Annotated in this window: 27 protein-coding genes; 8 read left to right on the top strand and 19 right to left on the bottom strand. The window is 69.5% G+C overall.

The genetic code is table 11. The features are described from left to right. Nucleotides 1-48 precede the first annotated feature (48 nt). The 5 genes from N415_RS18230 to N415_RS18210 all read right to left on the bottom strand — a co-directional run bounded on the left by N415_RS18230 (nt 49) and on the right by N415_RS18210 (nt 5624). Nucleotides 49-2061 (bottom strand): penicillin-binding protein 2, encoded by a 2013-nt coding sequence (locus tag N415_RS18230; protein ID WP_068184942.1) that lies wholly within the window; start codon nt 2059-2061, stop codon nt 49-51. Continuing rightward, nucleotides 2058-3230, bottom strand: a complete 1173-nt coding sequence (locus N415_RS18225) for a hypothetical protein (RefSeq protein WP_068184939.1) — start codon at nt 3228-3230, stop codon at nt 2058-2060. The genes N415_RS18230 and N415_RS18225 overlap by 4 nt, the downstream gene beginning before the upstream one ends. Then, nucleotides 3227-4426: a 16S rRNA (cytosine(1402)-N(4))-methyltransferase RsmH gene (gene rsmH / locus N415_RS18220; protein ID WP_152531462.1), complete on the bottom strand. Its 1200-nt coding sequence runs from the start codon at nt 4424-4426 to the stop codon at nt 3227-3229. The genes N415_RS18225 and rsmH overlap by 4 nt, the downstream gene beginning before the upstream one ends. Beyond that, nucleotides 4401-4832 (bottom strand): division/cell wall cluster transcriptional repressor MraZ, encoded by a 432-nt coding sequence (mraZ, locus tag N415_RS18215; protein WP_067159148.1) that lies wholly within the window; start codon nt 4830-4832, stop codon nt 4401-4403. Before mraZ ends, rsmH begins: the two co-directional genes overlap by 26 nt. A 390-nt stretch (nt 4833-5222) precedes the next feature. Next, the gene (locus tag N415_RS18210) at nt 5223-5624 is read right to left on the bottom strand and encodes a DUF3040 domain-containing protein (protein WP_068126470.1); all 402 of its coding nucleotides are present in this window, start codon (nt 5622-5624) and stop codon (nt 5223-5225) included. A 316-nt stretch (nt 5625-5940) separates the two neighbouring features. On the opposite strand from N415_RS18210, the gene N415_RS18205 reads away from it, so the two are divergent. Next, entirely contained in the window at nt 5941-6549 is a 609-nt protein-coding gene (locus tag N415_RS18205; RefSeq protein ID WP_068184930.1) for an N-acetyltransferase, read from the top strand. A gap of 125 nt (nt 6550-6674) precedes the next feature. Next, nucleotides 6675-7322 carry a DUF3153 domain-containing protein gene (locus tag N415_RS18200; RefSeq protein WP_068184927.1) on the top strand — a complete coding sequence of 216 codons (648 nt, stop codon included), beginning with the start codon at nt 6675-6677 and terminating at the stop codon, nt 7320-7322. Here the strand turns inward: N415_RS18200 and N415_RS18195 are convergent. Continuing rightward, the gene (locus N415_RS18195; protein ID WP_068184977.1) at nt 7319-8203 is read right to left on the bottom strand and encodes a mycobacterial-type methylenetetrahydrofolate reductase; all 885 of its coding nucleotides are present in this window, start codon (nt 8201-8203) and stop codon (nt 7319-7321) included. The two genes, N415_RS18200 and N415_RS18195, sit on opposite strands and share 4 nt — an antisense overlap. A 188-nt stretch (nt 8204-8391) precedes the next feature. Between N415_RS18195 and idsA2 the strand changes: the two genes are divergently transcribed. Then, the gene (gene idsA2, locus N415_RS18190; protein ID WP_068184924.1) at nt 8392-9441 is read left to right on the top strand and encodes a bifunctional (2E,6E)-farnesyl/geranyl diphosphate synthase; all 1050 of its coding nucleotides are present in this window, start codon (nt 8392-8394) and stop codon (nt 9439-9441) included. 4 nt (nt 9442-9445) lie between these two features. Continuing rightward, nucleotides 9446-10957 carry an alpha-(1->6)-mannopyranosyltransferase A gene (locus N415_RS18185; protein WP_068184920.1) on the top strand — a complete coding sequence of 504 codons (1512 nt, stop codon included), beginning with the start codon at nt 9446-9448 and terminating at the stop codon, nt 10955-10957. On the opposite strand, the gene N415_RS18180 is transcribed toward N415_RS18185, so the two are convergent. Continuing rightward, nucleotides 10944-11348, bottom strand: a complete 405-nt coding sequence (locus tag N415_RS18180; RefSeq protein WP_068184917.1) for an Rv2175c family DNA-binding protein — start codon at nt 11346-11348, stop codon at nt 10944-10946. The two genes, N415_RS18185 and N415_RS18180, sit on opposite strands and share 14 nt — an antisense overlap. A 68-nt stretch (nt 11349-11416) precedes the next feature. Between N415_RS18180 and N415_RS18175 the strand changes: the two genes are divergently transcribed. Beyond that, nucleotides 11417-12616: a protein kinase gene (locus N415_RS18175; protein ID WP_068184914.1), complete on the top strand. Its 1200-nt coding sequence runs from the start codon at nt 11417-11419 to the stop codon at nt 12614-12616. A gap of 82 nt (nt 12617-12698) precedes the next feature. On the opposite strand, the gene N415_RS18170 is transcribed toward N415_RS18175, so the two are convergent. From N415_RS18170 to N415_RS18160, 3 genes are read right to left on the bottom strand one after another with little or no spacing between them, the layout of a single operon-like run. Next, nucleotides 12699-14087, bottom strand: coding sequence for a 3-deoxy-7-phosphoheptulonate synthase class II (locus tag N415_RS18170; RefSeq protein ID WP_068184911.1), 1389 nt, complete (start codon nt 14085-14087; stop codon nt 12699-12701). 34 nt (nt 14088-14121) lie between these two features. Continuing rightward, nucleotides 14122-14625, bottom strand: coding sequence for a polyadenylate-specific 3'-exoribonuclease AS (locus tag N415_RS18165; RefSeq protein ID WP_068184908.1), 504 nt, complete (start codon nt 14623-14625; stop codon nt 14122-14124). Nucleotides 14626-14657: 32 nt separating this feature from the next. Next, nucleotides 14658-15563 carry a hypothetical protein gene (locus tag N415_RS18160; RefSeq protein WP_152531461.1) on the bottom strand — a complete coding sequence of 302 codons (906 nt, stop codon included), beginning with the start codon at nt 15561-15563 and terminating at the stop codon, nt 14658-14660. A 68-nt stretch (nt 15564-15631) separates the two neighbouring features. Here N415_RS18160 and N415_RS18155 point away from each other — a divergent pair, with 68 nt between their 5' ends. After that, the gene (locus tag N415_RS18155) at nt 15632-16927 is read left to right on the top strand and encodes a glycosyltransferase 87 family protein (RefSeq protein ID WP_068184904.1); all 1296 of its coding nucleotides are present in this window, start codon (nt 15632-15634) and stop codon (nt 16925-16927) included. Here N415_RS18155 and N415_RS18150 read toward each other — a convergent pair. From N415_RS18150 to N415_RS18130, 5 genes are all read right to left on the bottom strand, one after another. Further along, nucleotides 16924-17652 (bottom strand): lysophospholipid acyltransferase family protein, encoded by a 729-nt coding sequence (locus N415_RS18150; RefSeq protein WP_068184901.1) that lies wholly within the window; start codon nt 17650-17652, stop codon nt 16924-16926. The two genes, N415_RS18155 and N415_RS18150, sit on opposite strands and share 4 nt — an antisense overlap. Nucleotides 17653-17739: 87 nt before the next feature. After that, on the bottom strand, nt 17740-18129 hold the full coding sequence (locus N415_RS18145; protein WP_068184898.1) for a hypothetical protein: 390 nt from the start codon (nt 18127-18129) through the stop codon (nt 17740-17742). Continuing rightward, entirely contained in the window at nt 18126-19385 is a 1260-nt protein-coding gene (locus N415_RS18140) for an ArsA family ATPase (protein WP_193376473.1), read from the bottom strand. The genes N415_RS18145 and N415_RS18140 overlap by 4 nt, the downstream gene beginning before the upstream one ends. Next, nucleotides 19378-19815, bottom strand: coding sequence for an SRPBCC family protein (locus tag N415_RS18135; protein ID WP_068184891.1), 438 nt, complete (start codon nt 19813-19815; stop codon nt 19378-19380). Before N415_RS18135 ends, N415_RS18140 begins: the two co-directional genes overlap by 8 nt. Before the next feature lie 100 nt (nt 19816-19915). Beyond that, nucleotides 19916-20305 (bottom strand): polyketide cyclase / dehydrase and lipid transport, encoded by a 390-nt coding sequence (locus N415_RS18130; RefSeq protein ID WP_142282060.1) that lies wholly within the window; start codon nt 20303-20305, stop codon nt 19916-19918. Nucleotides 20306-20485: 180 nt separating this feature from the next. On the opposite strand from N415_RS18130, the gene N415_RS18125 reads away from it, so the two are divergent. Next, nucleotides 20486-22291 (top strand): long-chain fatty acid--CoA ligase, encoded by a 1806-nt coding sequence (locus tag N415_RS18125; protein WP_068184888.1) that lies wholly within the window; start codon nt 20486-20488, stop codon nt 22289-22291. 104 nt (nt 22292-22395) lie between these two features. On the opposite strand, the gene pimB is transcribed toward N415_RS18125, so the two are convergent. The 4 genes from pimB to N415_RS18105 all read right to left on the bottom strand — a co-directional run bounded on the left by pimB (nt 22396) and on the right by N415_RS18105 (nt 26026). After that, a complete protein-coding gene (gene pimB, locus N415_RS18120) occupies nt 22396-23538 on the bottom strand; it encodes a GDP-mannose-dependent alpha-(1-6)-phosphatidylinositol monomannoside mannosyltransferase (RefSeq protein WP_068184885.1) in 1143 nt (380 codons plus the stop codon). Between the two features lie 9 nt (nt 23539-23547). Then, the gene (locus tag N415_RS18115) at nt 23548-24381 is read right to left on the bottom strand and encodes a hypothetical protein (RefSeq protein WP_152531463.1); all 834 of its coding nucleotides are present in this window, start codon (nt 24379-24381) and stop codon (nt 23548-23550) included. A gap of 43 nt (nt 24382-24424) precedes the next feature. Then, complete coding sequence (gene ripC / locus N415_RS18110) at nt 24425-25588, bottom strand: peptidoglycan hydrolase RipC (RefSeq protein WP_081665342.1); 1164 nt, start codon at nt 25586-25588, stop codon at nt 24425-24427. A gap of 204 nt (nt 25589-25792) precedes the next feature. Beyond that, a complete protein-coding gene (locus N415_RS18105) occupies nt 25793-26026 on the bottom strand; it encodes a hypothetical protein (protein WP_068184881.1) in 234 nt (77 codons plus the stop codon). Nucleotides 26027-26140: 114 nt separating this feature from the next. On the opposite strand from N415_RS18105, the gene N415_RS18100 reads away from it, so the two are divergent. Further along, nucleotides 26141-26996: exonuclease domain-containing protein (locus tag N415_RS18100; RefSeq protein WP_193376472.1), on the top strand; the 856-nt coding region annotated here is incomplete at its 3' end.

The raw sequence follows: 26996 nt of genomic DNA, 5'->3' as shown, positions 1-26996 counted from the left end.
ACACCGAACGCCGTCAGCGCACAATCGACGGGCCAGCCGATATCGGCTCTAGGTGGCCTGCAGGGTCAGCGGCGGGCCCGGATCCGGCGACAGCGGCACGTTCTCGCGCTGCATCAGCCAACCCGCGATGTTGTGGAACAGCGGGGCCGCCGAGTGCCCGGGCGAGCCGTCCGCGTTGCGCTGCGGGTTGTCCATCATGATGCCGATGACATAGCGGGGATTGTCGACGGTGGCCATGCCGGCGAACGTGATCCAGTAGACGTCGTCGAAGTAGCAGCCGCACCCCGGGTTGATCTGCTGGGCGGTTCCGGTCTTGCCTGCCATCTGATAGCCGGACACGGCGGCCGACGGCCCCGTGCCCTGCTGGTAGCCCATCGGGTCGCTTTGCACGACGGCGCGCAACATGCCGCGAACGGTCTGCGCGGTCTGCGGCGACACCACCCGGACACCGTCCGGGTGCGGTTCTTCGGTCCGGGTGCCGTCGGGCGCGATGGTGGCCTTGATGATCCGGGGCGGGACCCGCAGCCCGTCGTTGGCGATCGTCTGGTACATGTCGGTCATCTGCAGCAGGGTCATCGAAAGCCCTTGGCCGATAGGCAGGTTCGAGAAGGTGCTGCCGGACCACTGGTCGATCGGCGGCACCAGCCCCGCGCTCTCACCGGGCAGCCCGACGTTGGTGCGCTGGCCCAGCCCGAACTTGCGGACCATGTCGTAGAAGCGTTCGGGGCCCACACGCTGCGCCAGCATCAAAGTGCCTACGTTGGACGACTTTCCGAACACGCCGGTGGTGGTGTAGGGCATCACGCCGTGGTCCCAGGCGTCGTGGATGCTGACCCCGCCCATCTGGATCGAGCCAGGCACGTGCAACACCTCGTCGGGGTTGGACAGGCCGTACTCGATGACCGACGACGCGGTGATCACCTTGTTCACCGATCCCGGTTCGAAGGGCGAGGACACCGCCAGGTTGCCCAGCTGCCGGTCGCCCTGCTTTCCGATGTCCTGGGAGGGGTCGAAGGTGTTGTCGTTGGCCATCGCCAGCACCTCGCCCGTCTTCGAGTCCAGCACGACCGCCGAAACGTTGTGCGCCCCAGACAAATTCTTTGCCTGCTGGACCTGCTGCTGAACGTAGAACTGGATGTCGTCGTCGAGGGTCAGCTGGACGGTCGAACCGTTGACGGCCCGGTGCCGGTTGCGGTAACTGCCCGGGATGACGACGCCGTCGGATCCGCGGTCATAGGTGACCGAGCCGTCGGTTCCGGAAAGGACCGAATCCAGCGAGTCCTCCAGCCCGAGCAGCCCGTGGCCGTCCCAGTCGATGCCGCCGACGATGTTGGCCGCCAGCGATCCGCCCGGATACTGGCGTAGATCCTGGCGTTCGGAGCCAACCTCCGGAAACTTGTCCGAGATCGCGCTGGCGACGGCGGGGTCGACGGCGCGCGCCAGATACACGAAGTTTTCGTTGCTTTGCAACTTCTTTAGCACGGTCGCGTAGTCCGGCTTGTTGTTCAGCCGGGTAGAGACCTCTTTAGCCATGTCGCGCAGCCGCTCCTGCGGATCGGGGGCGGCGGGATTCTTCTTCTTCGCCTCCTCCAGCTGCTGGTGAATCCGCTTGGGCTGGAACGTCAATGCGCGGGACTCGATGGTGAAGGCCAGCTGTTGGTTGTTGCGGTCCACGATGCTGCCGCGGACCGCCTTCTCCACGTCGGTGACCTTCAGCTGTCCGGCCGCCTGGGCGCGCAGCTTCGGGGCGTCGGTGACCTGCAAGACGAACAGCTGCGCCGCGGCGACCGCCATCAGCAGCACGATCACGATGTTGCCGGCCCGATGCCGGAAGACGAACGACGCGCCGCGCGTCCCCACCTCCACGATCTGGCGGGTGCGCCGCTCGCGCGCCGAGTGTCCGACGCCCGCCGCCTCCGCCGGACGGGTTTGCTTGCCCTGCTTGGCTTTACGGGGGTTCTTCGGTAGCCGGACGTCCTTGGGCTCCTGCGGTTTACGGGGCCGGCGCGTCGGCCGCACCGACGGCGACCGGCGTGCCCGCCTGTCCTCGCCGCGGCTCACCGGGCGGCACCCGGCGTCGCGGCGGTGGGCGGCCCGAACTGTTGGCCGTTAGCCGGCACGCCCGGTTGCGGGACCTGAGGGGCTTGCGCGGCCGGACCGGGCATTGCCGGCCGCACCGGGACCGGCACCTCCGCGGGCAGCGGAGCGGGCACCGGTGCGGGGGCCGGGATCGGCAGGCCGCCCATGGGAATCGAGACCTCGGCGGGCACCGGAGGCTGCGCCGGGCCCGCTGGGGACGGCAGTCCCGGCGTCGGCAGCACCGGCACCACACCCTGGAAGTGCCCGGTTGCCGGGCCGCCCGGCATCCCCGGCAGCGGCGCGACGGGCAGCTGCGCGGGCAGGTGCTGGCCGCCCACGGTCGACGAGCCGTCCGGGGCCCGCAACAGCGCCTCAGGTCCCGACCGCGCCGGCACCGGTGGGGCCCCGGGCGCCGGCATCACCCGGACCGGGACCTCCGGCGGAAGCGGCGGCGGTGGTGGGGCCGGTGGGGGCGCGTCGGAGATCTTGCTGTTCAGCGGCGGCGGCGGAACGCCGTCGGCGGGCTTCGGGCTGCCGACGACCACCCAGTTACCGCTCGGGTCCTGGACCAGGTGCGCGGTGTCCCTCGTCGGGATCATGCCCTGTTTGCGGGCCGCTTCGGCCAGCGCGGGTGCGGATTCCGCCTCGCGCACATCACGTTCCAGCGACTCCTTCTGCTGCTGCAGCATCCGGTTCTTCTCGCGGGCGTGGCTCAACTGATAGGAACGCTCGGCGGAGTCGGTGGACAACCATAGCGTCAGGCCCAGCCCCAGGCCGAGCGCGCCGATGATCAGCACGACGAACGGAACCTTGCTCGCCAGCGTCCGCGGGCGCAGGTCGATCGACGCGAGCCGGGTGGCCAGCCGCTCGGTCAGGGGGGGCCGGATAGCCTTGGGCGCCTTAGCTTTTCGTGCCTTGGCCCGCGCCTTGGCCTGGCTCGCGTTCTTGGGCCGGCCCGACCGCTCGACCGGCCGGGCGATCGGGCTGGTTTGCGGCCCGGAGTGATGCGACCGACCCTCGCGGGCATTGGCCGAGGCGCTCCCGGGCCGGGTGCGGCGAGCCGACGGCGAGTCGGCCGCGGCGCGCCGGCCCTTGCGGGCGGATCCGTCGCGTCCGCCCCGCCGCCTGGGCGTCTCGCGCTTTACCTTCATGAGTCGCCTTTCCCGCTAGCCTGCCGTGATTGCCCGTCTGTCCCCAGCCGTTGCACCGCCCGTAATCGCACTGCGGCGCTGCGCGGATTGCGTTCGACCTCGGCGGCGTCCGCGCGTTCGGCGCCGCGCGTCAACGACCGGAATCTCGGCTCGTGCCCGGGAAGTTCGAACGGAAGATCCACCGGCGTGCGCGACGCGACCGCGTCGGCGAACACGCGCTTGACGATCCGGTCCTCCAGCGATTGGTAGGCCATCACCGCGATGCACCCGCCGACCGTCAACGCGTCCAGCGCGGCGGGAAGAGCGTCGCGCAACGAGGTCAATTCGTCGTTGACGGCGATCCGCAGCGCCTGGAACGTCCGCTTGGCCGGATGTCCGCCGGTGCGCCGCGCGGGCGCCGGAATCGCTTGGTACAGCAGCTCTACCAACTCCGCGGTCGAGGTGAACGGGGCGCGGGCGCGCCGGGCGACGATCTGTTTGGCGATGCGGCGGGCGAACCGCTCCTCGCCGTAGCGGTGCAGGATGTCCGCCAGCGAGGCCTCGTCGTAGGTGTTGACAATGTCGGCCGCGGTCAACGGTGACGACGGGTCCATCCGCATGTCCAGCGGCGCGTCCTGGGCGTAGGCGAAGCCCCGTTCGGCGCGGTCGAGCTGCATGGAGGACACGCCGAGGTCGAACAGCATCCCGTCGATGGATTCGGCTGTGGCACAGCCGGATTCGGCCAGTGCGTCAGCGAGGCCGTCGTATCGGGCGTGCACCAGGGTGACCCGGTCGGCGAACCGGCCCAATCGGTCTCGGGCGATGTCGAGGGCGCTGGGATCGCGGTCAAGCCCGATCAGCCGCAGGCCGGGCAGGTCGGTCAGGAATCGCTCGGCGTGACCGCCGGCGCCCAGCGTGGCGTCGAGGAGGACCGCTCCGCTGCCGTCGGGGTGCCGGCGCGTCAGTGCGGGGGTGAGCAGCTCGACGCAGCGATCCAGCAGGACGGGCACATGCCCGAAGTCGTCCGAATTCTCAGCCACCGCAACGCCTCCCCGGAGGGCCGCCCTGGCGCCCCCGTCGGCCCTTAGGGCCGCCCTTGCACCCAGGTCTCTGTCCGAAGATACGAACCTGGCGTTGGGGAAGTACGCCAGGGTCGGTTCGGGCAGAGGCCACGATGCACGGGCACGCGCCTCAGATAATGTCGCCGAGTGCTTCATCGCTGGCCGCGGAGAAGTTCTCTTCGTGGGTCTGCTGGTAGTCGTGCCAGGCCTGCGCATCCCAGATCTCGAGGTAGTCGACCGCCCCGATCACCACGCAGTCCTTGGTCAGGTTCGCGTAGCGGCGGTGGTCGGCCGACAGGGTGATGCGGCCCTGCGCATCGGGATGCTGCTCGTCGGTGCCGGCGGCGAGATTGCGCAGGAAGGCTCGGGCTTCGGGGTTGCTGCGTGAGGTCTTGCTGGCCCGGCGCGCCAGCGCCTCGAATTCCGTCCGGGGGTAGACCGCGAGGCTGTGGTCCTGGCTCTTGGTGACCATCAACCCCCCTGCCAACGTGTCGCGGAACTTGGCGGGCAACGTCAGCCGCCCCTTGTCGTCGAGCTTGGGCGTGTAGGTGCCGAGAAACACCAGCTCACCTCCCGTGGAGACCCGGCTCTCGCCTCACCCAAACGCTTCAGCCACCATACCCCACCATCCCCCACTTCGCCCCATTTCTAGGGTGTCGTGGCCGAGTTTTCCCGCTCTTCCGCCACCACGCACGGTCCAGTCGCTGGCCGATGGCTCCCGACAACGCATTGCGACCCCGTCGTCGGGACGGAAAACCGCACCTCAGGGCCGTGAATCGCCGAGTGGGGTGCAGTGGGGCGACCTGGTGGGGCCCGGTGGGGCGTATCGCGCATGCATGGCTCGATTTGGGCTCGATTGGGAGTCGAAATGAACTACGCCCCGCGCATCCCTCGCTCGAGCGCAAAAAAAGAGGTAGCCATGATGGCTACCTCTTACTGAGCGTTATGCCCGCTACTCGTCGAAGCGCCGGCGGAAGCGATCCTCCATGCGACTGGTGAACGAGCCGCCGCTCTTGTTGCGGCGCTGGCGCGCCGATCCGGGCGCCGATCCGGAACGGTCCGGCCTGCCCGCCAACCGTGGACCGGTGATCGCATAGACCACGCCGCCGAACATCACGATGAAGCCAAAGACGCTCAGAATTGGGAAGCTTCCGATCATCGTGGCTTTGAACGCTACCCCGGAGACCAACATCGCCAGGCCGATGACGAACAGCGCCGCGCCTTGCAGGCGCCGCCGCGCGGTCGGCGCGCGCAACCCTCCGCCACGGACGCTCGACGCGAATTTAGGGTCCTCCGCGTAGAGGGCGCTCTCGATCTGATCGAGCATCCGCTGTTCATGATCGGAGAGTGGCATTCGTCCCTCCTTGCCGACAGTTTGGCACGTAACTATCGATAGCACGCGGATGCCCGTTAAGGGCAACTACCACAAATGATACGAGGTCAATCTGTGGCGTACCACTGGTTCGGCAGCGATTCTATCCTGGGCGGGTTCGCGCGCCGGTCGACCTCGCAACGACGGTGCGCCGCAACCCGCTTGCAAAACCGGCTCGTTTCGCCCCGCTGCTACCCGCAGCCGCCGGGCGCGCCGGGCCGCGGGGGTCGGATAATGGCGACAGCGCCACGGGACCGAACTCACACCTGAAGCCACCCGATGAGGAGGACACCGCGAGTTGGCGATATTCCTCATCGATCTGCCGCCGAGCGATATGGAGCGCCGCCTGTCCGACGCCCTCGGCGTCTACGTCGAAGCGATGCGATACCCGCGAGGCACCGAGAACCAGCGCGCCGCCATGTGGCTCGAACACATCCGTCGGCACGGCTGGCAAGGGGTGGCCGCCGTCGAGGCCGAGGCGCCCGAGGGTCCCGGCGCCCAGGCCCCGTCGGCCGCCGAACTGAGCGACGCCCCCCTGCTCGGCGTGGCCTACGGGTACCCCGGGGCGCCCGGGCAGTGGTGGCAGCAGCAGGTGGTCTTGGGCCTGCAACGCGGCGGCTCGCCGCCCCAGGAGATCGCCCGGCTGATGAACAGTTACTTCGAGCTGACCGAGCTACACATCCACCCCCGCGCGCAGGGCCGCGGCCTGGGCGAGGCACTGGCCCGCCGGCTGCTCGCGGGGCGCTCCGAGGAGAACGTCCTGCTCTCCACCCCGGAAATCAACGGGGAACCGAACCGCGCCTGGCGGCTGTACCGGCGGCTGGGCTTCACCGACGTCATCCGCCGCTACCACTTCGCCGGGGACCCACGGGCGTTCGCGATCCTGGGCCGCACCCTTCCGCTGTAGCGACACCGCCCGGGGCGAGACACCCGGCGCGCCGGATCTGGCACGATGACCTCGTGCACGCCAGCCCCGCCCCGGTTCGGCCCCCCGGCTTCACGCCCCGGCGGCGCCGCGCACTGGCCATCGCGATGCTGCTGCTGATCGTGCCCCTGGCCAGCGGGTGCCTGCGGGTCCGGGCGTCGCTCACCGTCTCGCCCGACGACCTGGTGTCCGGCGAGATCATCGCGGCGGCCAAGCCGAAGACGCCTAAGGACACCGGCCCGCAGCTCGACACCAATAATCTGCCGTTCGGCCAAAAAGTGGCGGTGTCGAACTACGACAGCGACGGCTACGTGGGCTCGCAGGCGGTGTTCTCCGACCTGACCTTCGCCGAGTTGCCGCAGCTGGCGAACATGAACTCCGACGCCCAGGGGGTGAACCTGTCGCTGCGCCGGAACGGCAACCTGGTGATCCTCGAGGGCCGGGCCGACCTGACGTCGGTGACCGACAACGACGCCGACGTCGAGCTGACGGTCGCCTTCCCCGGCGTCGTGACGTCCACCAACGGCGACCGCGTCGAGTCCGACGTGGTGTCGTGGAAGCTCAAACCGGGCGTGGTGACCACCATGAGCGCCAACGCCCGCTACACCGACCCGAACACCCGTAACTTCACCGGCGCGGGTGTGTGGCTGGGCATCGCGTCCTTCGCGGCGGCCGGCGTGGTGGCGGTGCTGGCCTGGATGAGCCGCGACCGCTCGCCGCGGTTCACCGCGCCACGCGATCAGCCGCCAAGCTAGGGCGACCAGTAGTCGAGCATCTCCGCGAAGGTCTGGAACGCGGGCCCGGAAACCCCGTAGGTCGCCTCGAAGTGGATGCTCAGCGGAAAGCCGAGCTCGGCGACCCCGTCGATCACGCGCTTGTACAGGTCGACCATCAGCCGGCGCTTTTGGTCCGGCTCGCTGCCGGCCAACCGTTGGACGAACTCCTGCTCCCGGGCCACCGCGGCGTTGCCCGGGTCCTGAATCAGCCAGTTGATCAGGCCGACGCGGCTCTCCACCTTCGGCACGAACCCGAAGGACAGCAGGAGCTCGGGGCGGTGATCGGTGTTGTTGGCGAAATCAGTCAAAAAACCCACGATGGCGTCGGAGTACAGCAGTTGGGTCATGCCGTACGTCGCGCCCTGGTTGCACTTGAAGTTCAGCCGGCCCTGCTCGCCCTCGCGGGTGGGGATCACGATCACGCCGCGGTTGGTCACCAGGTCGCGATAGATCGACAGCGCGTCCGTCGGCGCGACGCCGGAGCCCTCGCCGTCGTTCATGGTGCGCGGGACGCCGACGAAGACGACGCCCTCCATGCCGGCGGCGCACAGGTCGGTCAGCCGGTCGCGCAGCGACACCTCGTCCATGAACGCGGTCACCTGGGTGCACAGGCCAGAGAAGCCCGGCAATTCGGGCTTGATGATCGACCAGAAGTCCAGGACGTCGAGTTTCTGCTTCATGGCGACGGGCCGATCGTCGTCCTCGGCGATCATCCCGGGGATCATCACGTGCCGGATCCGGCCGTCGAGGCCGAATTCGCCCGAGTACCGCACCACTTTTCGCGCGTCTTCGAGGGCCCGTTCCTTACCGTCTTCGACGTTGGGGGGCACCAACTCGAGCGCGATGGTGTTGAGGGTCACGCGGCTCCTATCGATCAGATCCACCAGACGACTTGCTTCCCAGATCGCCAGCATAGGGGCGGAATAGTGAGGCAGTCGAAGCAACTGGGGTCCCGGAAGCGACATACACTGTCGGCCCAGGGACAAGCCGAGCAGAAAGGGGCGCCGCCCTGAGCCTGAATGCTTCAGAGGCAGCGGCAACCGGCGAGTTGACCGGCGCGATCACCGAGCAACTCCGGCGGTACCTGCGCGACCGGCGCGAGCGGACGGCCTACATCGGCGCCGACTACGACGTCCTGGTCGCCGCCCTGGAGGACTTCGTGCTCAACGGGGGCAAGCGGCTGCGGCCCGCGTTCGCCTACTGGGGCTGGCGGTCGGTGGCAAGCGGGGAGCCCGAACCCGAAGTGTTGCTGCTGTTTTCCGCGCTCGAACTGCTGCAGGCCTGCGCGCTGGTGCACGACGACGTGATCGACGCCTCCTCCACCCGACGCGGCAAGCCGACCGCGCACGTGCGCTTCGCAGCGCTGCACCGCGACCGGGGCTGGCGCGGCTCGCCCGAGCAGTTCGGGACGTCGGCGGCCATCCTGCTCGGCGACCTCGCGCTGGCCTGGGCCGACGACATCGTCTTCGGGGCCACACTGGCGCCCGACGCGCGCGGCCGGGTCCAGCGTGTGTGGGCCGACATCCGCACCGAGGTGCTGGGCGGGCAATACCTCGACATCGTCGCCGAGAACAGCGGCGCCGAGTCGATAGCGTCGGCGATGAACGTCGACACCTTCAAGACCGCCTGCTACACGGTCGCGCGGCCGCTGCAGCTGGGCGTGGCCGCCGCCGCCGACCGGCCCGAAGTGCAGGCAGCCTTCAAAGAATTCGGGACCGACATCGGTGTCGCGTTCCAGCTGCGCGACGACGTGCTGGGCGTTTTCGGCGACCCCGCGGTGACGGGCAAGCCGTCCGGCGACGACCTGAGGTCCGGCAAGCGAACCGTGCTGCTGGCCGAGGCGGTGGAGCTGGCGGACAAGTCGGACCCCTTGGCGGCCAACCGGTTACGCGGCTCGATCGGTGCGCAGCTGACCGATGCGCAGGTTGCCGAACTGCGCGACGTCATCGAGTCGGTGGGCGCGCTGGCCGCGGCGGAGCAACGCATCGCCGCGCTGACCGAGCGAGCGCTGGCCACGCTCGCGGCTGCCCCCATCAATGCGGCGGCCAAGGCGGGGCTGGCCGAGCTCGCCAGGATGGCCACGAATCGGTCCGCCTGAGCCGATGACGAGTCCCGCCCGGGCCCCGGCCGCCAAACGCCCTGTCGCGCAGCATCTTTCGCGGCTTATCGCGTTCGCCGCCACGCCAGATGCCGGGCCGGCGAAGCTCGGCTTCCTGGGCTCGGTGCTGATCACCCTGGGCGGGCTGGGCGCCGGCAGCACCAAACCGCACGACCCGCTGCTGGAAGCGCTGCACCTGTCCTGGCTGCGCTTCGGCCACGGACTGGTGCTGTCCTCGATCGTGTTGTGGACGGGCGTGGGCCTCATGCTGATCGCGTGGGTGATGCTGGGCCGGCGCGCGCTGGGCGGGCACGCCACCGAGTTCACCATGCGGGCGACCACCGCCTTCTGGCTGGCGCCGTTGCTGTTGTCGGTGCCCGTCTTCAGCCGCGACACCTACTCCTACCTGGCGCAGGGCGCGCTGCTGCGCGACGGCTTCGACCCCTACGCCGTCGGCCCGGTCGCCAATCCAAACCCCTTGCTGGACAACGTGAGTCCGATCTGGACGATCACGACGGCACCCTACGGGCCGGCGTTCATCCTGATCGCCAAGTTGGTCACGATGGTGGTGGGCAACCACGTGATCGCCGGGACGATGCTGCTGCGCCTGTGCATGCTGCCCGGCTTGGCGCTGCTGATCTGGGCCACTCCCCGGCTCGCCCATCATCTGGGCACCAACGGCGCGCTGGCGCTGTGGATCTGCGTGCTCAACCCGCTGGTGCTCATCCACCTGATGGGCGGCGTGCACAACGAGATGCTGATGGTCGGCCTGATGGCCGCCGGGATCGCGCTCACCTTTCAGGGCCGCCACGTCCTCGGCGTCGTGCTGATCACGGCGGCGATCGCGGTCAAAGCCACCGCCGGAATCTCGTTGCCCTTCATGGTGTGGGTGTGGATGCGGCATCTCCGCGACCGGCGGGGATACCGGGCGCTGCCGGCGTTCCTGGCGGCCACCGCGACGTCCCTGGCGGTTTTCGCCGCCGTGTTCGCGATCCTGTCCGCGGCGGCCGGCGTCGGGCTGGGGTGGCTGACCGCGCTGGCGGGATCGGTGAAGATCATCAACTGGCTGACCGTGCCCACCGCGGTCGCCAACCTGATCCACGCTCTGGGCAGCGGCTTTTTCCCGGTCGACTTCTACGCCACGCTGCGCGTCACCCGGTTCATCGGCATCGCGATCATCGCGGTGTCGCTGCCGCTGTTGTGGTGGCGATTCCGCCGCGACGACCGCGCCGCGCTGACCGGGATCGCGTGGTCGATGCTGATCGTGGTGCTGTTCGTCCCGGCCGCACTGCCCTGGTACTACTCCTGGCCCCTGGCGGTGGCGGCCCCGCTGGCCCAGTCACGGCGGGCGGTCGCGGCCATCGCCGGCCTGTCGACCTGGGTGATGGTGATCTTCAAACCCGACGGGTCGCACGGCATGTACTCGTGGCTGCATTTCTCGCTGGCCACCGCCTGCGCGCTGGCCGCCTGGTACGCGCTGTACCGGGCGCCGGAATCGACGACTAGTACGCCATAGCCTGCGCGCGCCGCACCACTTCGCGCGCCTGGTGGCAATGCAGGGCGTCGACGGGCCGGGCGTTGGTGACGGCGTCGCGGCTGCCGTCGCGCGTGATCGTCAGCGACGGGTCGGGGGTGAACAGCCAGCGCACGATCTCCGTCTCGTGATAGCCACCGTCGTGCAGGATCGTCAGCAGCCCGGGCAGGCTCTTGACCACCTCACCGGACTTGGTGAAGAACACTCGGGGCACCACCACACCGCCGCCGCGCTTGACCGCGACCAGGTGGCCCTCGCGCAGCTGCTGGGCCACCTTGCTGACCGGTACGCCGAGTACCTCGGCCACCCCCGGCAGATCGTAGGTCGGCTCGTCGGGATCCAGGACGTCGTCGCCGGCCGGAATACTGCTCACGGCGCCAGTGTAGGCCCTGCTTAGCGCCTTGGACCCAGGTTTTCGCGACCCGCACCTACGATGGCCCGGTGAGCGAAGCCGGGATCCGCGACCCCTTGGAGGGCACGCTGCTGGACGGCCGCTACCTGGTGGAGTCCAGGATTGCCAGCGGCGGCACCTCGACGGTGTACCGCGGCCTCGACGTCCGGCTGGACCGCCCGGTCGCGGTCAAGGTGATGGACTCGCGCTACGCCGGCGACGACCAGTTCCTGACCCGCTTCCAGCTCGAGGCGCGCACGGTCGCCCGCCTGAAAAATCCGGGGCTGGTCGCGGTCTATGACCAGGGCATGGACGCCCGGCATCCGTTTTTGGTGATGGAGCTCATCGAGGGCGGGACGCTGCGCGAGCTGCTGGCCGAGCGCGGGCCGATGCCGCCGCACGCCGTGGCGGCGGTGCTTCGCCCGGTGCTGGGCGGCCTGGCCGACGCGCACCGCGCCGGCCTGGTGCATCGTGACGTCAAGCCCGAGAACGTCCTGATCTCCGACGACGGCGACGTCAAAATCGCCGACTTCGGGCTGGTCCGCGCCGTCGCCGCCGCCGGAATCACCTCCACCAGCGTCATTCTCGGCACCGCCGCCTACCTGTCGCCCGAGCAGGTGCGCGACGGCAACGCCGGGCCCCGCAGCGACGTCTACTCCGCCGGGATCCTCACCTACGAGCTGCTGACCGGGCACACGCCGTTCACCGGCGACTCGGCGTTGTCGATCGCCTACCGGCGCCTGGACGCCGACGTGCCGCCGCCCAGCGCCGCAATCGACGGCGTGCCAGCGCAATTCGACGAATTGGTGGCACGGGCGACCGCGCGCGACCCCGCCGACCGCTACGCCGACGCCATCGAGATGGGCGCCGACCTCGCGGCGATCGCCGAAGAACTCGCGCTGCCGGACTTCCGGGTGCCCGCGCCAAGTAACTCCGCCCAGCACCGGTCGGCGGCGCTGCACCGCAGCCGGATGACCCAGCGCCCGTCCGCCGCCCCGCAATCACGCCCGCCGGCCGCGGCACCGGTCCGCAATCCCACCCGGCAGCTCCCCCGCCAACCCGATGACCGGGAGAACGAATACCAGCCGGTCGCAGGCGAATTCGCGGGTATCGCGATGAGCGAGTTCGTCTGGGCCCGCCAGCACGCGCGGCGGATGGTGTTGGTGTGGGCGGCCGTCGTGATCGCGTTCACCGGGCTGGTCGCCACCGTGGCCTGGACGATCGGCAGCAACCTCAGCGGACTGCTCTAGCTTTCTTCCCGCGAGCGTCCGTGTTTGTACGCCTTCCACGGCGTGTCGCTGTGCAAACACGCGCCCTCGCTCCCAGAAGAACTCAGTCGCGCAGCATCTCGGCGACGAGGAACGCCAACTCCAGCGACTGCTGGGTGTTCAGCCGCGGGTCACAGGCGGTCTCGTAGCGCCCCACCAGGTCGGTGTCCGAAATGTCTTGCGCCCCACCCAAACACTCGGTGACGTTCTCGCCGGTGATCTCGACGTGGATGCCGCCGGGATGGGTGCCCAGCGCGCGGTGCACCTCGAAGAACCCCTGCACCTCGTCCACGATGCGGTCGAAGTGCCGGGTCTTGTAGCCGTTGGACGACTCGTGCGTATTGCCGTGCATCGGGTCGCACTGCCAGATCACCTGGTGCCCGGCGGCCTGCACCTTCTCGACGATCGGCGGCAGCAGGTCGCGCACCTTGTTGTTGCCCAGCCTGCTCACCAGCGTCAGCCGTCCCGGCTTGTTGTGCGGGTCCAGGCGCTCCACGTATTCGACGGCCAGCTCGGGGGTCATCGTCGGGCCGATCTTCACGCCGATCGGGTTGGCGATCACCTCGGCGAACGCGATGTGCGCGCCGTCGAGCTGGCGGGTCCGCTCGCCGATCCACACAGTGTGCGCCGACAGGTCATACAGCTGCGGCTCGCCGCCCTCGACGTCGGACAGCCGCAGCATCGCCCGCTCGTAGTCGAGCACCAAAGCCTCATGGCTGGCATAGATTTCGGCGGTCTGCAGGTTGCGGTCGGCGACCCCGCACGCGCTCATGAACTTCAGGCCCCGGTCGATCTCGCTGGCCAGCGCCTCGTACCGCGCGCCGGCCGGCGAGGTCCGGACGAATTCACGGTTCCAGTCGTGCACCAGGTGCAGCGACGCCAGCCCCGACGACGTCAGCGCCCGCACCAGGTTCATCGCCGCGCTGGCGTTGGCGTAGGCGCGCACCAGCCGCGACGGGTCGTGCTCGCGCGCGGCGGCGTCCGGGGCGAAGCCGTTGATCATGTCGCCGCGGTAGGACCTCAGGCCCAGCGCGTCGATGTCGGCCGACCGGGGCTTGGCGTACTGGCCCGCGATGCGGGCCACCTTGACCACCGGCATGCTGGCGCCGTAGGTCAGCACGACGGCCATCTGCAGCAGGGTGCGGATGTTGCCGCGGATATGGGGTTCGGTGTTGTCGACGAAGGTCTCGGCGCAGTCGCCGCCCTGCAGCAGGAAGGCCTCGCCCCGGGCGACCTGGGCCAGCTGGTCCTGCAGCCGCACGATCTCGGACGGCACCGTCACCGGCGGCACGCTCTCGAGGACCGTGCGCATCGCGGCGGCCTGTTCCGCATCCCAGCTGGGCTGCTGGGCGGCCGGCTTGGCCAGCGCGGCGTCCAGCCGCGTACGCAGCTCGGTCGAGAGCGGCGGCAGCGGCGGCAGCTGGTCGATCGGTATGTCGACGGTCCAGTTCATCGGTCCATGGTAACCGGGTCCGAACAGTGCCTGATCACGACTGATCAGGGCGAACGTCGTCGCCGGACGTGATCAGCCGGAATCGGCGGAGCTGATCGCGGGCATCGACCAGGGCGTCGTGAGCGTCCCGCGGCCGCGGCGGCATCCGGGGGGATCCCCGCTCCTCCCACAGCTGCCGCACTTCCCTGGTGAAGCGGGGTATCGCCTGGGGCAGCGCGGGCATCGCGCCCCATAGCTGGCACAACGCCACGTGGTCGTAGGCGCCCACCCAGGCCCACAGTTCGATCGGCTCGGTCCCGCCCACGCCAAAGAACTCCTCCAGGTCCTGGCGGATCTGCTTGCGCGAGCGCCACAACTGCGACGACGGGGGCGGCAGCTTGGGCAGCACGTTGGCGCGCACCCAACTGCCGGCGCGCTCGGGATCGAATTCCGTGGACACGGCGTAGTACTCGCGGCCGTCCTCGGCGACCACGCCGATGGAGATCAGTTCGATGGTGCGGCCGTCCTCGATGAATTCGGTGTCGTAGAAGTACCGCACCCGCGAAAGCCTAGGACAAGCCCCGGCGGAAACTATCGGCTGATCAGGATGGGCCCCGTCGGCGGCGGTGCGGCGTGCACGTCGTGGTCGAGCGTGGCGTCGACCAGGCGCTTGTCGGGCAGGCGCGGGGTCCCCGCGATCGCGCACTGCACCCACAGCTTGACCCGCACCACCGGGCGGCGCAGCCGACGTTCCCGCTGCAGGGAGCGCCGCATCTTGTCCGGCTGGGTGGTGTAGCGCCACCGGGCCCACGGGGCGTGCGGACGCGACAACCGGATCGCGCCGATGACCAGCAGCACGACGATGAACATGCCCAGCAAACCGGTCCACACCTTGCCCTTCAGCACCACCACCACGGCCAGCGGCAGCGTGAACACCAGCTCACCGGCCACCCCGGCGCGCAGCACCACCGCGTCGGCGCCGTGCCAGAACGGAAGGAAGAACATCAGCGGGTGCAGGCCCATCATCAACAGCCCGGCCACCGCCACCGCCGCGAACACCGCGTCCACCGACGTGCGGCCGTCCTCTTCCCAGTAGACGTCGGACAGGTGCAGGATCAACGCGTACTCGTCGAGGACCAGCGCGGCGCCGACCCCGAAAAGGGTTGCCGCCAAGGTGAATTCAGGCTCCTGCCCGCTGACGGACAGGGTCACCAACGTCAACCCCGAGAGCATCACCAGGACCACGCCGAACGCCACGTGGTGGATGTGCACTTCCCCGATGTGGACATTGCGCGGTTGCCACCATCGCGCCGAACGACCGGTTTGGGCGCGGTGGCGGATCACCCGCACGCAAGTCCGCGTGACGAAAAAGGTCAGGATGAACGCGACCAGGCAGCACAGCAACGGCAGCCGGCCACGGTCGATGATGTCGTGCGCGAACCAGTGGGCCACCCCGAACACGAACCAGTGGAGCACTCTAGAAACGTACGCCTGCATTTCCGGGCAACGCGGGAGCCGCGCTGCGACACGTTGCCGGCCCCCGCACCCATTACGCTGTTTTCGACATGAGTAGATGGCGGGCGCCCGGCACGGGCTTCGTAACGGAACGTGGCCCCGGGCGCGTATTGCTGTGGTGCCTGGCTTGGCTGGTCGCGGCCGCCGCGATGTATTACGTGGCCTTGGACCTGTTCGGGCATACGCCGTACCGCATCGACATCGACGTCTACCAGATGGGCGGGCAGGCCTGGCTGGACAATCATCCCCTCTACCGCGGCGACGTGAAGTTCCACACACCGATCGGGTTGAACCTGCCGTTCACCTATCCCCCGCTGGCCGCCATCGTGTTCTGCCCGTTCTCCTGGCTGCACATGCCCGCCGCTAGCGTGGCGATCACGGTGTTGACGCTGGCGCTGCTGATCGTCTCGACCACCATCCTGCTGACCGGCCTGGACGTCTGGAGCACGTCGACCGTGCTGGGCGGCCCGGCTTGGCTGCGGAGGCTGTGGTTGGCGGTGCTCATCACGGCCGCGGCGGCCACCTGGCTGGAGCCGGTGGTTTCCAACTTCGCGTTCGGCCAGATCAACGTCGTGCTGATGACATTGGTGATCGCCGACTGCGTGCCGCGCCGCACGCCGTGGCCGCGCGGGGTGCTGCTGGGCCTGGGCATCGCGCTGAAACTCACCCCGGCGGTTTTCCTGCTCTACTTCCTGCTGCGCCGCGACAACCGCGCGGCCCTGACCGCCATGGCGTCGTTCATGGCGATGACCCTGCTGGGCTTCGCGCTGGCCTGGAGCGATTCGTGGGAGTACTGGACCCGCACCGTCCACCACACCGACCGGATCGGTGAGGCCGCGCTGAACACCGACCAAAACATCGCGGGCGCCCTGGCCAGGCTGGGGCTCGACGAGCACGAGCGGTTCCCGTTGTGGGTCGCCGCGTGCCTGCTGGTGCTGGCGGCGACGATCTGGGCGATGCGGCGGGTGCTGCGGGCCGGCGAGCCGATCATGGCGGTGATCTGCGTCGCCCTGTTCGGGTTGGTGGTCTCCCCCGTGTCGTGGTCGCACCACTGGGTCTGGGCGCTGCCGACGGTGCTGGTGACCGCGGTGCTGGCCTGGCGGCGCCGCAACGTCGCGCTGGGCGTGCTCAGCGCCGTCGGGGTGGCGCTGATGAGGTGGACGCCGATCGACCTGCTGCCCAAGCACCACGAGACCACGGCCAACTGGTGGCGCCAACTCGTCGGGGCGTCCTACGTGTGGTGGGCGCTGGCGGTCATCGTCGCGGCTGGGTTGACGGTCACCGCGCGGGCGACGTCGCGGGATTCGGCAACGCGCCCGCTGACGCCGGTATCAGCCGCGAGCTAGCCGACGGCCGTCTCGGGGATGCGCGCCGCCTCACCGGTCGGTTCGTCCCCGTTGCTGCGCTCCTTGATACTGGCCGCGTAGATGTCGACGTACTCCTGCCCGGAGAGCCGCATCAGCTCGTAGATCACCTCGTCGGTGACGGCCCGCTCGATGAAGCGGTTGCCGGCCATTCCCTCGAACCGGGAGAAGTCCATCGGCTTGCCGAACCGCACCGTGACGCGCCCGAAGCGCAGCATCGTGGTGCCCGGCGGGTTGACCACATTGGTGCCGATCATCGCCACCGGGATCACCGGGACACCGGTGTGCAGCGCGAGGCGCGCCAGCCCGGTCTTGCCCTTGTACAGCCGGCCGTCGGGCGAGCGGGTGCCCTCGGGGTACATGCCCAGCAGCTTGCCCTGCTTCAGCACCTGCTCGGCGGTGTTGAGCGCGGCCTGGGCGGCGTCGGCGTCGGTGCGGTCGATCGGCACCTGCCCGACGGCGGTGAAGAACCACCGGCTGAACCAGCCCTTCAGGCCGGTGCCGGTGAAATATTCGGACTTCGCCAGGAAGGTGATCCGGCGACGGACCACCAGCGGCAGGAAGAAGCTGTCCATCACGGCGAGGTGATTACTCGCCAGGATCGCCGGCCCGGAAGTCGGAACGTATTCCAGCCCTTCAACTTTCGGTCGGCCAAGCAGGGACAGCAGCGGGCCCAGCAAGATGTACTTGAATAGCCAGTACCACATGGCCCTCCCTCTCGCTCCCGCCACCCGCAGTGTTCTGGCCAACTGTACCGATCCCCGGCGCAAGGGACCACCTTGTCCGCGGGCGGGTCACTCCTCGACGGTGACCGGGATGGGCTGGTATCGGGTCTTGACGGTGCCGTCACCGTCGTGGGGTTCCGCGCCGGGGCCGCCGGGCGACCCGTCGGGTGGCGGCGTCGGCGACCGGTCGATGTCGTTGACGTCGTTGACGATCCCGCGGATCACCTCCAGCAGGGCGATGCTGTGGTCGGCGATCACGGTGAGCAACGGGTGCTGCTCACCGGTCGCCAGCGCGGCCAGCGCGCACACCGGGCACCACACCTGCTGGCACTTGCCAGTCCCGACGCCGCCGCCCGCCGTCAACGCCGCCGCCGTTCGCACCGCCGGATCGATCCCGTCCAGGATCGCCTGGGCGAGCCTGCGCAACTCCGGACCGATTTCGGAATGAGCCCCACTCACTTAGGCCACACCTCCGGATCCGGTCGAAAACGAACAGTCAGCTCACCGCCCCGCAGATGCGCGTCGAGCACCGTGCAACGCCGCAGCACCGACGCCAACCGAACCCTGCGCCGCAACCCTCCAGCGCTGATGATCAGGTCGTCATCGACTCGGCCCAACGAAAGCCCTCCGGGATCAAGTTGGGGCAACGTTAGCCGCATACGGTATATCGACCCAAGCCCCGATCCGGATTCGAGGTCCACGACGGGCCGCAGCGGCCCCGGCGGCGCCGCCCCGCCGCGTCGACGGGCGCTGTCGAGCAGCGCACCCAGCGCCTTGGGGCCGATCGGCTCGCCGGACAAATGCGGGGTCAGCACCAGCGCCACGTCGCCGATGGTGGCGTCGAGTTCGTCGAGCACGACGCGTTGTTCGGCGATGCGCTCGGCGTACCAATAGAACGCCGGGTGCTCGGGCAGGTTGCGGTATTCGTAGGACTCGTCCTCGGTCAGAACCTGGTTGACGATCAGCTCCTCGACCCGCACCCCCATCAGCGCCAGCGAACCCAGCGTGCGCACCGCCTCGGCCGCCACCACCCGCTCGGGGGTGAGCACCAGATGCGCGGTGACGAGCTCCCCGTCGGTCAGCAACTCGCTGAGGCGATCGACGCTGGCGCTGATGCGCTCCAGCAGCTCGACCATCGCGCCCGAGCGGGCGTCGTCGGCGGCGATGGACAGCCGGCGATGCCGTGGCCACGCGCGTTCCACGTAGAGCCCGAAGGTGGCGGGCAGGGTAAGCATGCGTAACGCGTCCGCGGTCGAGGCGCAGTCGACGACGATGCGATCCCAGCGCCCCGAGGCCGCCAGCTGCCCGACCGCGTAGAGGCCCAGCACTTCCTGGACGCCCGGCAACGCCGAAAGCTCTTGGGGCGCAATGGTGCTCAACTCGGAGTCGGGAAACCGGCCGTCCAAGGTGCTGACCACGTCGTGCCACCGGGCCTCCAGCAGTGCCAGGGTGTCCAGCGCCAGCGCGTCGAGGAAGCCGCCGCCGGCCTCCGCGTCATCGGCGAGCACCCGCACCAGCTCGCCCTCGCCGCTGGGCGGGACCGGGACCCCGAGCACGTCGCCCAGCGAGTGCGCCTGATCGGTCGACACCACCAGCACCCGCTGCCCCGTGCCCGCATCGCCGACGGCGGTGGCAGCTGCCAGGGTGGACTTTCCTACCCCGCCCTTCCCAACGAACAGGCTGATCCGGGCCGGGGTGGCGCTGGACTCACTCAGCCTCGACTCGTTTCTTTAGATCCTTCAACGCGGTGTCGGTCAGGCGCCGCTCGGCCTTCCGCTTGAGCAATCCGATCATCGGGATGGCCAGGTCGACCGAGAGTTCATAGGTGACGTCGGTGCCGGATCCCTTGGGCGCCAAGCGATACGAGCCCTCGAGCGAGCGCAGCAGCGAGCTGGAGACCAGGGTCCAGCTCAGCGACTGGCGGTCCTTGGGCCACTTGTAAGACATCACCATGGTGTCCTTGATGACGCCGGCGTCCATGACGAATCGCACCGTCTTCGGGTAGCCGTCGGCGCCCCGCTCCTGCACCTCGGCTTCCTTGTATTCCGAGATCCACTCGGGGTACGAATCGATGTCGGCGATCACCTCCAGGACCGTGCCCGGATCGGCGTCGATGTGGATGGTCTGCGTCGTCTTCTCCGCCACCTGGCTGATGCCCTCTCTCCCGCAAGCGAGTACCCCGCATGTACAGGACTACCCCGGCCTTCGGGGCGAAACGGTACTCCTACCGCCAACCTTGATCCGGTTAAGCTACCGGAGAAACGCCGACCGGACGCGACCGTTCCGCCGTCCGTTTGACCTCGAAGGCCATTTTCTTGCCCGCCACCCGACGGCGGTGCGTCATCTTCGCCAAATTCAACTTTGCCAGCTGCCAGGCCGCCACGCCGGTCGGTTCGGCGTGCAGGAAGTAGTGCAGCACCACCCCGTCCAGCGACGGCTCCAGCCAGATCTCCATGGTGCCGGTCAGTGCGCCGGTGACCGTCCACCGGATCCCCTTCTCGGCGCGGTCCTCGACGACCTGCAGCCGCAGGTCCGGCCACCACCGGCGCCACGATGACGGGTCGGCGACCACGGCACCCACCCGCGCGCCGTCGGCGGCGACGAACGTCTGGTCGGCGATCTGAATGCTGTTCACAGCCATAGCTTCACACACCGATCCGGATCGCCCGCGTCTAGGCACCCGCCGCGACTCCGCAAGCTTCATGGCGGCCCGGCCGACCTCAGCCATGCTGCGTAAATTTGCGGATTAGGCTGGGCAACAGCAAGCCGGCCCCGCAAGGGGCGGGGAACGTCACTATCAATCGAGGTCACCAGAGTGCGTGAGTACAGCGTCCCCGCCCGCTTTACCGTCGGCGAGCACGAAAACGTCGCGGCCATGGTCTTCGAGCACGAGCGCGACGACCCCAGCTTCGTCATCTTCCAACGGCAGATCGACGGGGTTTGGACCGATGTCACCTGCGCCGAGGCGGCCAAGGAGGTGCGTGCCGCGGCGCTGGGCCTGATCTCCCTCGGGGTGCAGGCCGGCGACCGGGTGTCCATCTTTTCTGCCACCCGCTACGAGTGGGCGATCCTGGACCTCGCGATCCTGGCGGTGGGTGCGGTCACTGTGCCGATCTACGAGACGTCGTCGGCCGAGCAGGTGCGTTGGGTGCTGCAGGACTCGGGAGCGGTGGTGGCCTTCGCCGAGACCGACGCCCACGCCGCCATGGTCACCGAGCTCACCGCCGAGCTGCCCGAGCTGCGCCGGGTGCTGCACATCGACGGTTCTGGCCCCAAGGCGCTCGAGCAGCTCGTCGAGGCCGGCGCCGACGTCGAGCCGGCCGAGTTGACCGCCCGGCTGGACGCGCTGCGCGCGGACGACCCGGCGACCCTGATCTACACCTCGGGCACCACCGGGCGGCCCAAGGGCTGCCAGCTCACCCATTCCAACCTGCTCTACGAGAGCCGCGGCGCCAAGGAATGCCTGCCGACCCTGCTGAACGAGGGGCAGCGGCTGCTGGTGTTCCTGCCGCTGGCCCACGTGCTGGCCCGGTCGCTGACCTTGTCCGCGTGCGCCAACAAGGTGACGGTCGGCTTCACCAGCGACATCAAGAACCTGCTGCCGATGTTCGCGGTGTTCAAGCCGACGGTGGTGGTGTCGGTGCCGCGGGTGTTCGAGAAGGTGTACAACACCGCCGAGCAGAACGCCGCCAACGACGGCAACGGCCGGATCTTCGCGATGGCCGTGCAAACCGCGGTCGACTGGAGCCAGGCCCACGCCGACGGCGGGCGACCGGGCCTGCTGCTGCGGGCCCGGCACGCACTGTTCGACCGGCTGGTCTACCACAAGCTGCGCGCGGCGCTCGGCGGCGACTGCCACGCGTCCGTGTCCGGTGGCGCTCCGCTGGGCGCGCGGCTGGGCCACTTCTACCGCGGGGTGGGCCTGACCATCCACGAGGGCTACGGCCTGACCGAGACCAGCTCGGCCATCACGGTCAACCAGGTCGGCAACGTCAAGATCGGGACCGTCGGAACGTTGTTGCCCGGCAACAGCATGCGCATCGCCGAGGACGGCGAGCTGTTGGTGCGCGGCGGCGTGGTGTTCAGCGGCTACTGGCACAACGAGCAGGCCACCCGTGACGCGTTCACCGACGGCTGGTTCAAGACCGGCGACCTGGGCGCGCTGGACGAGGACGGCTTCCTGAAGATCACCGGCCGCAAGAAGGAGATCATCGTGACCGCCGGCGGCAAGAACGTCGCCCCCGCGGTGCTCGAGGACCAGCTGCGGGCGCACCCGCTCATCAGTCAGGCCATGGTGGTGGGCGACGCCAAGCCGTTCATCGGCGCGCTGATCACCATCGACCCCGAGGCGTTCGGCCCCTGGAAGGAACGCAACCACAAGCCGGCCGACGCGTCGGTCGGCGATCTGGCCACCGACCCCGACCTGTTCGCCGAGATCGACGCGGCCGTCAAGAACGCCAACCTGGCGGTGTCGCACGCCGAGTCGATCCGCAAGTTCCGCATCCTGCCGGTGGACTTCACCGAGGACACCGGCGAGCTGACGCCGACGATGAAGGTCAAGCGCAACGTGGTGGCCGAGAAGTTCGCCTCCGACATCGAATCGATCTACGAGAAGGATTAACCGCCCGGCGCCGAGCGTCACGCCAGCGTGGCGCCGACCGCCGAGCGTCACGCCAGCGTGACGCCGACCGCCGAGCGTCACGCCAGCGTGACGCTCGCGGGCCGTCAGCCGCGCAGCAGGTCGCTCAGCCGCGTCGCCAGCGTGTCCCAGCGCCACTGGGACGTCACCCACTCGCGGCCGGCCGCGCCCATCGCGGCGGCCCGCTCCGGATCGGCCAGCAACTCGCCGACTGCCTCGGCGACCTCATCCACCGAGCGGCCGTCGACCACAAGCCCAGTCTTGTTGTGCCGCACGGTTTCCGGGGCCCCGCCCGACAGGCCGGCGATGACGGGCACGCCCGTCGCCGAGGCCTCCAGGAAGACGATGCCCAGGCCCTCGACGTCCATGCCGGCGCCGCGGGTTCGGCATGGCATCGCGAAAACGTCGGCCAGCGCGTGGTGGGCCGGCAGTTCGGCGGCCGGCACACCACCGGTGACCGTCACGTGCTCGGCCACGCCGCAGTCGGTGGCCAGCTTGCGCAGCGCGTCCAGGTACGGCCCGCCGCCGACGATGACCAGCGCCGCCCCGTCCACCCGCCGCCGGATCGAGGGCAGCGCCTTGATCAGGGCGTCCTGACCCTTGCGCGGCACCAGCCGCGACAGGCACAGCACGGTCGGCCGCTCGCCGAGCCCGTAGCGGGCACGCAGCTCGGCCCGGGCGGCCGGATCGGGCCGGAACCGGTCGGTGTCGACGCCGGGCGGCAGGTATTCCAGCCTCGCCTCGGGGCCGAACGCCGACGCGAAGCGCGACCGGGTGTAGCGGCTCACGAACGTTACGACGTCGGTGCCGTCGCCGATGCGACGCAGCACCGACCGCGCAACCGGAAGCATCGACCAGCCGACCTCGTGGCCGTGAGTGCTGGCCAGCACCCGGGTCGCCCCCGCCTGCCGGGCGCGCGGCGCCAGCAGCGCCAGCGGCGCGGCCGCGCCGAACCAGACGGTGTCGATCCCGTGCTCGCCGATCAGCCGGCGCATCCGCCCGTCCACCGCCGGGCCCGGCAGCATGAGGGTGCCCGGGTGGCGGACCACCCGATACCCGGCCGCCTCGGCGGCGCCGTCGAAGGCGTCGGCGCCCTTCCATTGCGGCGCGTACACCAGCACGGAGTGCGAGCCGGCGCCGGCCAGCCGCCCGACGAACTCGCCGAGGTAGGACTGGATGCCGCCCGGGCGGGGCGGAAAGTCGTTGGTTACCAGCAGGACCCGGCTCACCTGCGTAGGCTAGCGGGCCGCCCACTGGTGCCAGTGCACCAGCAGCCCGGCGGGGTCGATGTCGAGGACCGCGTGCACCGCGGTGGGCACGTCGGTGTGCCCCACACCGCAACTGGCCAGGTACAGGTCGCGCAGCTTGGGCGCTCCGTAGGTGTCGGCCACGAACCGGGCGAACCACCACGCGCGGTCATACGCCAGCGAGCGCTGCGGCCCGGGCGCCTCCAGATCGGCATCGGTCGGCAGCGTCAGCGGCACCGGCAACGCATCGGCGGGCACGGGGGTCTGCGGCCGGGCGACGAAATCAGCCACGCCCTCGGTGAGCCACTCGGGCGCATCCGACGTGGTGTAAGGGCGGGCGGCGTAGTGAAAAAGCTCGTGGGTCAAGACAATTCGCAGCGCGCCCTCGTTCATGTTGGCGGCGCCCGGCGCGAACACGATCCGTTGGCCGAGCACCACCCGGTGCACGGGGTCGACGCGCTCGGCGACCGTCACGGCCGCGATGTCGGCCCACTGCGACGGCGGTCCCCCGCCGGCCGCGGCGCGAAACTGTTCGTCGGAGCCGGCGGCGAGCACGGAGATCTCGCGCGGCCAGTCCACACCCCAGAAGGCCTCCACCGCCTTGATGGCGGTGCCGATGTTGGTCGCCACCCGGGACAGCAGCCGGTCGCTGGCCGGACCGCCCAGGCCGACCAGGCGGACGGTGCGGTCGCCGATCACCAGCGATTTCGCCCCGGCGCCCGCTTGGCTGCGCGCGGGCGTGACCAGTTGCGCGTGTCGTGCCTTGCTGTCGGCGGCCTCGTCGAACGGCACGGCCGCGGCCACGATCAGCTCGAGGGCAAACACCCAGGCCAGCAGGATCGGCAGCCGCCGACGCCAGACGGGACGGTCAGTAGCGGCGGGCGTCGTGGACGGGGCCTGCGGCATTCATCGGAACCACCCGCACCGGCTGGCCGTAGGTGGAGGAATGGATCACCATGCCGTCACCGACGTAAAGGCCGCTGTGTGACGCGTCGTTATAGAAGGTCACCACGTCGCCGGGCTGCAGATCCGACAGCGCCACCGGCTGACCGCCCTGGGCCTGTGCCTGGCTGGAGTGCGGCAGCGAGATGCCGGCCTGCTGGAACGCCCACATCACCAAACCGGAGCAGTCGAAACCGCCGGGTGCGGCACCGCCCCACACATAGGGCGAGCCGACCTGGGTCAGCGCGGCCTGCACGACGGTCGCGCGGTCACCGCCGCCCACACCCCCGCCGGGGACCATTCCGGGCACCCCGGGACCTGGCATGCCGGGCATCATTGCGTTGATCGGCGGAGCGTCGGCGGGCGGCGCGCCGGGTGGCGCCGCGTCCGGTGCCGGCGCGCCCGGAGCCGGAAGACCCGCCGGGATCGGCCCGGGGTCGGCGAGCGCGGTGCGCTGTTGCGGCGTCAGGGACACGTATTGCGACTTGACGACGGCGATCTGCACCTGCAGCTGGCTCTGCTTGGACTGCAGGCTCGCCCGTACCGCGGCGGCCTGCTCGGCCGCGCTCTTCGCGTCGGCCGCGGACTTGGCGGATGCCTGCTCGGCCTTGGCGGCCTGCTCACCGGCGATGCGGTAGTTCGCCATCTGCGTGCGCATCTGAGTCGCCATCAGCCGTTGCACGGCCAGCTTGTCGATCAGGCCCTGGGGCGACCCCGCGGTCAGCATGGCCTCCATGCCGTCGACGCGGCCACCCATGTACTGCGCGGCGGCGAGCTTGTTGACGGCTCCCTGGAAGGCGGCCAGGCGTGCCTTCGCCGAATCCACCGCGGCCTGGTCATCGGCGTGCTTCTTCTCCGCCGCCTGCTGGGCCGCCAGCTTTTGGTTGAGGTCGAGCTGTGCGGTGTGCATCGCCTCGGTGGTCTGCTCGGCCTGACGCGACAGCTGGTTGAGTTTCGCCAGCGCGTCCTCGGCCGGATCGGCCGAGGAAATCGCGGCAAAAGTCCCCGCGAAGACGGTCAAGCCCGCTAACGTCCCGAGGGCAGAACGTGTAATGACACGCGCACACGGGTACCTACTAGCGAAGCTCAAAATTGCATCCTTAAACGGCCTAGGACGGCTGATGCCTGGCACTGCCGGCGCGCCGTCGGACGAGTTTAGGTCTCAAACAGGTTACGAAACGATATCGACGTTTGTCCAAGCGGGATCGTTAAGAAATCGGAAAGATTTCTGGCCTTACTTTGTGAATGATGGCAATCCCCTAAGACGGTCCAGCGGTTTTGGCGCACAAGGCAATTAAGCTACACCAGACCCGCGGCCGCGATGAATCGGCACCAGACGCAACCGCGGCGCCAGCCCGACCTCCGCGAGCACCTCGAGTGCCTCCCGCTCGTCCTGCAACAACGTCTCCGGCACCCCGAGCAGCACGCTGACCACGCAATCGCGGCAGCCGGGGCCGCGCACCGCGCAGTCGTCACAATCGATCACCACCGGCGCCGCCCCGTCGGGGTGCGTCTTGCCGTATGCCATCAGGTGCCGTCCTCTCGGTCTGGCCTCGTGAAGCTCATACCCGCACGCTAACGACGGCCACCGACACGTATCGCCCGCCGCGTCCCGCCCGGCGTGGGAACCCCGCGGCTGTCGGTGGACATGCCTAACGTCACCGCCATGGGTGCGAGCGGTGCGACTCAGCTGAGTTTCGCCGACTTGGGCCCGCGCTGGGACCCGGTCGCCTCCCCAGTCGACGAACTCCCTTTGCGCGAAACGACTTTCGTCGTGGTGGACCTGGAAACCACCGGCGGGCGCACGAAAAGCGCCGACGGCACGCCGTGTGACGCCATCACCGAAATCGGGGCGGTCAAGGTCCGCGGCGGCGTCGTGCTGGGCGAGTTCGCCACCCTGGTCGACCCGCAGCGCAGCATCCCGCCCCAGATCGTGCAGCTCACCGGCATCACGACGGCGATGGTGTGCGACGCGCCGACCATCGACGCGGTGCTGCCGATGTTTCTCGAGTTCGCCGGGGGCGCGGTGCTGGTCGCGCACAACGCCGGGTTCGACGTCGGATTCCTGCGGGCGGCCGCCCGGCGATGCGACATCGCCTGGCCCCGGCCGCCGGTGCTGTGCACGGTCCGCCTGGCCCGCCGGGTGCTCAGCCGCGAGGAAGCCCCCAGTGTGCGGCTGGCCGCGCTGGCGCGACTGTTCGCCGTCGCCGCGCAGCCCACGCACCGCGCGCTCGACGACGCCCGCGCCACCGTCGAGGTGTTGCACGCCCTCATCGAGCGAGTCGGCAACCAGGGCGTGCACACCTACGCCGATTTGCGGTCCTACCTGCCCGACGTGACACCGGCCCAGCGCCGCAAAAAAGTGCTGGCCGAAGGGCTGCCGCACCGGCCCGGGGTCTACCTGTTCCGCGGACCGGCGGGCGAGGTGCTCTACGTCGGGACCGCCGTCGACCTGCGGCGACGGGTGGGCCAGTACTTCACCGGCGCCGATCCCCGCG

Source organism: Mycobacterium sp. UM_CSW, from assembly GCF_000455205.1.
Classification (GTDB): domain Bacteria; phylum Actinomycetota; class Actinomycetes; order Mycobacteriales; family Mycobacteriaceae; genus Mycobacterium.
Note: the sequence above shows the minus strand (reverse complement) of the source record. Positions and strands in the feature narration are given on the sequence as shown.